The sequence below is a fragment of the Sphingomonas bacterium genome, assembly GCF_903644135.1.
In the GTDB taxonomy this organism is placed as follows: Bacteria; Pseudomonadota; Alphaproteobacteria; order Sphingomonadales; family Sphingomonadaceae; genus Sphingomonas.
This window is the reverse complement of sequence record NZ_CAHJXA010000204.1, coordinates 1-5123: the sequence shown is the minus strand read 5'-3', so window position 1 is coordinate 5123 and position 5123 is coordinate 1. Positions and strand designations below refer to the sequence as shown.

6 protein-coding genes, 1 tRNA gene and 2 pseudogenes are annotated in these 5123 nt (G+C 65.0%); 8 read left to right on the top strand and 1 reads right to left on the bottom strand.

Annotated features, from left to right (window positions below; genetic code table 11):
• Positions 1-355, top strand: a pseudogene (locus HUU96_RS10935) (hypothetical protein); the annotation flags it as partial.
• A gap of 821 nt (positions 356-1176) precedes the next feature.
• Here HUU96_RS10935 and HUU96_RS10930 read toward each other — a convergent pair.
• Positions 1177-1266: transfer RNA gene (locus HUU96_RS10930), tRNA-Ser, on the bottom strand.
• 126 nt (positions 1267-1392) lie between these two features.
• Between HUU96_RS10930 and hspQ the strand changes: the two genes are divergently transcribed.
• The 7 genes and pseudogenes from hspQ to HUU96_RS10895 form a co-directional block, all read left to right on the top strand.
• Entirely contained in the window at positions 1393-1779 is a 387-nt protein-coding gene (gene hspQ / locus HUU96_RS10925; protein ID WP_174292830.1) for a heat shock protein HspQ, read from the top strand.
• Positions 1780-1896: 117 nt separating this feature from the next.
• Positions 1897-2193 carry a 50S ribosomal protein L21 gene (rplU, locus tag HUU96_RS10920; RefSeq protein ID WP_174292832.1) on the top strand — a complete coding sequence of 99 codons (297 nt, stop codon included), beginning with the start codon at positions 1897-1899 and terminating at the stop codon, positions 2191-2193.
• Positions 2194-2222: 29 nt separating this feature from the next.
• Entirely contained in the window at positions 2223-2489 is a 267-nt protein-coding gene (rpmA, locus tag HUU96_RS10915; RefSeq protein ID WP_174292829.1) for a 50S ribosomal protein L27, read from the top strand.
• 124 nt (positions 2490-2613) lie between these two features.
• Positions 2614-3150, top strand: a complete 537-nt coding sequence (locus HUU96_RS10910; RefSeq protein WP_174292828.1) for a GNAT family N-acetyltransferase — start codon at positions 2614-2616, stop codon at positions 3148-3150.
• A gap of 123 nt (positions 3151-3273) precedes the next feature.
• Entirely contained in the window at positions 3274-4317 is a 1044-nt protein-coding gene (gene obgE / locus HUU96_RS10905) for a GTPase ObgE (RefSeq protein WP_174292827.1), read from the top strand.
• A 30-nt stretch (positions 4318-4347) separates the two neighbouring features.
• On the top strand, positions 4348-4911 hold the full coding sequence (locus HUU96_RS10900; protein ID WP_174292826.1) for a Uma2 family endonuclease: 564 nt from the start codon (positions 4348-4350) through the stop codon (positions 4909-4911).
• 31 nt (positions 4912-4942) lie between these two features.
• Positions 4943-5123 (top strand): annotated as a pseudogene (locus tag HUU96_RS10895) (glutamate 5-kinase); the annotation flags it as partial.

Sequence of the window (5123 nt, the reverse complement as noted above, 5' to 3'; positions counted from 1 at the left end):
AAACCATCGAAATGAGGGGTCCCTGTTGGACGCCGATCACCCCGCCAAGGGGGTCCCTTTTGCACGCCGATCCACACCGCCCCGCGTGTTGGAACTGGAAGGTCCGCAGCGCTACAGCGTCCGCGACGTCGCCGAGGCGTTTGCTCGCGCGCTCGGACGCGATGTGCAGCCAGTCGTCGTTCCGCGAGAAGGCTGGCGCAATGCCCTCGCGCAGGCCGGGTTCGGTTCCGTTTATGCTGGGATACTGGAAGAGATGTACGCGAGCATCAACGCCGGCGACATGCGCGCGCAGGGTGTCCTCGACCAGCGCAGGGGAGCGGTCACGATCGACGAAGCGGTGACAGCCTGGGTGTAGGTAACGTCGCGAAAGTACAACAAGGGCCCACGGCTTAGCCGTTTCGAAAGGTGTCGGAGTGGCGTTCTCAAGCGTAAAAGCTGTAGTTAATGCAGCACTACGGTGCTGTCGGTCCAATGCCAACCGGTCTTCACATGATGTAGGTCGAGCTTTGGGCGTGAGGCTTAACTCGCGAGAACTTGCCACTTCGACAGGGCGGCGGAGCGACGTTCTTTGTAGGTCTGGCGGTTGACGAAGTGACGTTCGAGGTCGAGCTGGTTGAGGACGTCGGAGTGGACCCAGGCGAACTTCCATAAGCTTCTCGTCCGCCTGAACTGCAGCATCGCCTGCTCTCGTCGTCGAAACGGCAGGTGGCTGCATCTACCCCGTTGTTGGCGTGCCGGCCGGTATCCTGGCGCTCGGCGTTGGCAAGCAGCGTAGACAAGGCGCTGCAATGTTGGTTTGACCATGCCCACCCTCGGCAACGACGATGATCGGGTAATCCAATCGAAGGCGTTGAGTGACTAGCGGATCTTGGTGAGTTGACGCTCTTCATCGGCGCGCGCGTTGCCGGGGCATGGCTTGAGCGAACCGTGCAGCACCTTGGCGATGGGCCGAGATTGAGCACCACAAGCTTATGCTGCGGCCGGGGCTGGTGCCGGAGCATCTCTCTCGGTCTGCCTTAAGCAAAGCGGTCCTGCCACAATCTAAAGCGGAAAATGACAGCCTGAGATAGGCGTTGGTCGCAGCGCAGTCGCTCTCCTCGCACCGCGGAATGCGCGAAATCGCGCAGAACTGAGGCGATCTCACGTACAAATTAGATCAACAATGGTCAGACTAAATGGCGGAGAGGGTGGGATTCGAACCCACGGAACCCGCGAGGGCACAACGGTTTTCGAGACCGTCCCAATCGACCACTCTGGCACCTCTCCGCGAGGGAACGTCCCATGCCGGGCATGGACCGATCGTTGGAGGCGGCGCGTCTATCGCAGTCGCCTGGTGAGGGCAAGGCGTCTGTGCCCGCTTGTGCCGCGCGCGCGAACCCCTAGATTACCATCATGCCCCGTCATGATCCCGTCGGCCGCCCGTCCAGTGGCTCTGGCCGTATCGAACTCCCCGCCGTCGCCCATGCCACCTATTCGATCGGCGATGTCGTCCGGCACCGGGTCTTTGACTTTCGCGGGGTCGTCTTCGATGTGGACCCGGTCTTCGCCAACTCCGACGAATGGTACGAAGCGATCCCGGAGGCGATCCGGCCGCGCAAGGACCAGCCCTTCTACCACCTCCTCGCGGAGAATACCGAATCGAGCTATGTCGCCTATGTCAGCCAGCAGAACCTGCTGCCCGACGATAGCGACGAGCCGATCGAGCACCCGGCCATTTCCGGCCTGTTCCATGACTTCGCCGATGGCCGCTATGCGTTGAAGAACGTCCATCGGCATTGACCGAGCTGCAGGCGGCACCTGCCGGTTGACAAGATTTGCCCTGTCGCCTAGCTGCTGCCCCTCACCCCGCCAGGCTGGCCTGCGCGGGCGCAAAGCTATCGGGAAGTGACCAGAGCCATGTTCGCAGTAGTGCGCACGGGCGGCAAGCAGTATCGCGTCGCCGCTGGAGACAAGATCGTCGTCGAGAAGATCGACGGCGACGCAGGAGCGTCGATCAGCCTGAGCGACGTGCTGCTCGCCGGCGAGGGCTCGGAGCTGAAGTCGGTGGAGGGCCTGACCGTCGCCGCAGAGATCGTTGCCCAGCAAAAGGCGGACAAGGTCATCGTCTTCAAGAAGCGCCGCCGTCACAATTATCGCCGCCGCAACGGCCATCGCCAGAACCACACGATCCTCAAGATCGTGTCGGTCGGCTGAGCCACGCGAGCGCAAGGAGCTAGAGAGCCATGGCACATAAGAAAGCAGGCGGTTCGTCGCGCAACGGTCGCGATTCGGCCGGCCGTCGTCTCGGCGTGAAGAAGTTCGGCGGCCAGGAGGCCATCGCCGGCAACATCCTCGTGCGTCAGCGCGGCACCAAGTTCTACCCGGGCGCGAACGTCGGCATGGGCAAGGATCATACCCTGTTCGCGCTGACCGACGGCCGCGTGGCGTTCCACGAGGGCAAGCTGGGCCGCAAATTCTGTTCGATCCAGCTGGCGCAAGCCGCCGAGTAACATCGGGTAACCGGACGGAACCACAGGGAGGCGGGTCACCCCGGCTCCCTTTTTTCTTGCTCCCCTCAACCCTGTCGTTGCCGCGTCATTCGGGCGTGGCAGCGGCGTTTTGGTGGAGAGCGGCATGTTCGCACGGACGCAAAGACTGACGCTGAGGCCGGGCTGGCCGGAGGATGCTGCGGCGCTGACCGCGGCGATCGGGTATGAGGCGGTGGCGCGGATGACCTCGCGCGTCCCATCACCCTATGCGTTGGCGGATGCGGAGGCGTTCCTGGCGCTGCCGGCGCGGGTGGACCGGCCGACCTGCCTGGTGTTCGCGCATGATGGCGAGGCACCGCGGCTGGTCGGCGGGGTCGGCCTGCACGACACCGATGGTGAGGCGGAGATCGGTTACTGGCTAACCCCTGACGCTTGGGGCCGCGGCTATGCGACGGAGGCGGCACGGGCGGTGCTGGGCCATGCCCACGATGCGCTCGGTATCCGCCGGGTGCTGGGTGGCCATTACGCCGACAACCCAGCGTCGGGGCGGGTGCTGGGCAAGCTGGGCTTTGTGATGACGGGGACGGTGGCCGATTATCCTTGCCAGGCCCGGGGCGGGCCGGTGGCGGCGGTACGCTATGCGCTGGAGCTGGGCGCGCGGGCGTTGCCGCTGGCGGCTTAAGAAACTTCAGTACGGCAGAACAAACTACGCGGCGAAGCCGCGTCGTCGATCCTCGCTTGCGCGAGGTCGGCCGGGCTCGCCGTCGAGCCTCGATTTAGCCATGCTAAATCGATACGGCGCGCCATGCACTTTCTCGACCAAGCCAAGATCTTCTGCCGCTCCGGTGCCGGCGGCCCCGGCGCGGTCAGCTTCCGGCGGGAGAAGTTCATCGAATATGGCGGCCCTGACGGCGGCAATGGCGGCAAGGGCGGCGACGTGGTGTTCGAGGCGGTGGCCGGCCTCAACACGCTGATCGACTTCCGCTACACCCAGCATTTCCGTGCGCCGCGCGGCCAGGGCGGTTCCGGCAGCAACCGCACGGGCGGCGGCGGCGACGACCTGATCGTCAAGGTGCCGCTCGGCACGCAGGTGCTGAGCGACGACAAGGAAGAGGTGCTGCTGGACTTCACCCGCGTCGGCCAGCGCGAGGTCTTCCTGCGCGGCGGCGACGGCGGGCGCGGCAACGCCAGCTACAAGACCTCGACCAACCGCGCGCCGCGCCAGCATGGCGAGGGCTGGCCCAACGCGGAGGCCTGGGTGTGGCTGCGGCTGAAGCTGCTTGCCGATGCGGGGCTGGTCGGCCTGCCCAATGCCGGCAAGTCGACCTTCATCAACGCCGTCACCAACGCCCAGGCCAAGGTCGGCGAATACGCCTTCACCACCACCCGCCCACAGCTCGGCGTCGTCCGCCACAAGGGCCGCGAGTTCGTCGTCGCCGATATCCCCGGCCTGATCGAAGGGGCCGCCGAGGGTGCGGGCATCGGCGATCGTTTCCTGGGCCATATCGAGCGCTGCCGGGTGCTGCTTCACCTTGTCGATGCACAGGACGATGACGTGGCCGAGAGCTATCGCATCGTCCGCGACGAGTTGGAGAACTATGGAGCCGGGCTGACCGACAAGCCGGTGGTGGTCGCGCTCAACAAGATCGACACGTTGGATGACGAGCTGATCGAGGCGTTGGTCGGCGAGCTGGCGGAGGCGAGCGGGGCGGACGTCATCCCGATCTCGGGCGCGAGCGGCGTCGGCACCGACTGGGCGCTCGACCGGCTGCTGGAGGCGATCCCCGCGGCCGAGACGCCGGTGGACGATGATGGCGAGGAGGATGCGGTCGAGTGGTCACCGGTTTGATTCGGTAACGCAATCGACTATCATGCCGGAATGCGAGCCGACCCAGCCTATCGCAAGATCACCGCCGACGAGTTCCTGGCGATGAATTTCGGCACCGACAAGAAATTTGAGCTGGAGGACGGGGTCATCGTGATGATGACGGGTGGCACCGAACCGCATGCATGGGTTCAGGGCAACATTCATTCCTGGTTACGCCAACGCCTGCGCGGCACCGGCTGCCGGCCCTATAATGCCGACATGGCGGTGCAGGTTAGCGAAACCGAAATCCGCTATCCCGATGTCTCAATCTATTGCGACCAGCCTCCTCGCGCAGACCTTGTCGATCATTGCACCCTCAGCGATCCTCGCGTCGTCATCGAGGTGCTGTCGCCAAGCACGACGACGCTCGACCAGGGGAGCAAGCTGGAGGAATATAAGCGGATCGCCAGCATCCGCACGATCGCCTTTGTCGATCCGATCAACGAGATGTGCCGCACTGTCGAGCGACAACCCGGCATCGGCTGGCTCGACCACATGTTCTCGGGCACCAGCGGCATCGTGATCCCCTCGCTTTCGCTCACCATCCCCCATGCCGAGATCTTCGCGCGCGATTGATCGGCGGGGGTTCGGCGCTACTGGAGCGGCGATGATCTTCCCCGCCACCACCTGCCCTCGCCTGATCGTCAAGGTCGGCTCGGCGTTGCTCGTCGCGCCGGATGGCGGCGTGCGGCGAGAGTGGCTGGCGGGGCTGGTGGCCGACATCGCCGAGCGGGCGCGCGCCGGGCAACAGGTGGCGGTGGTCTCGTCCGGCGCGATCGCGCTGGGCG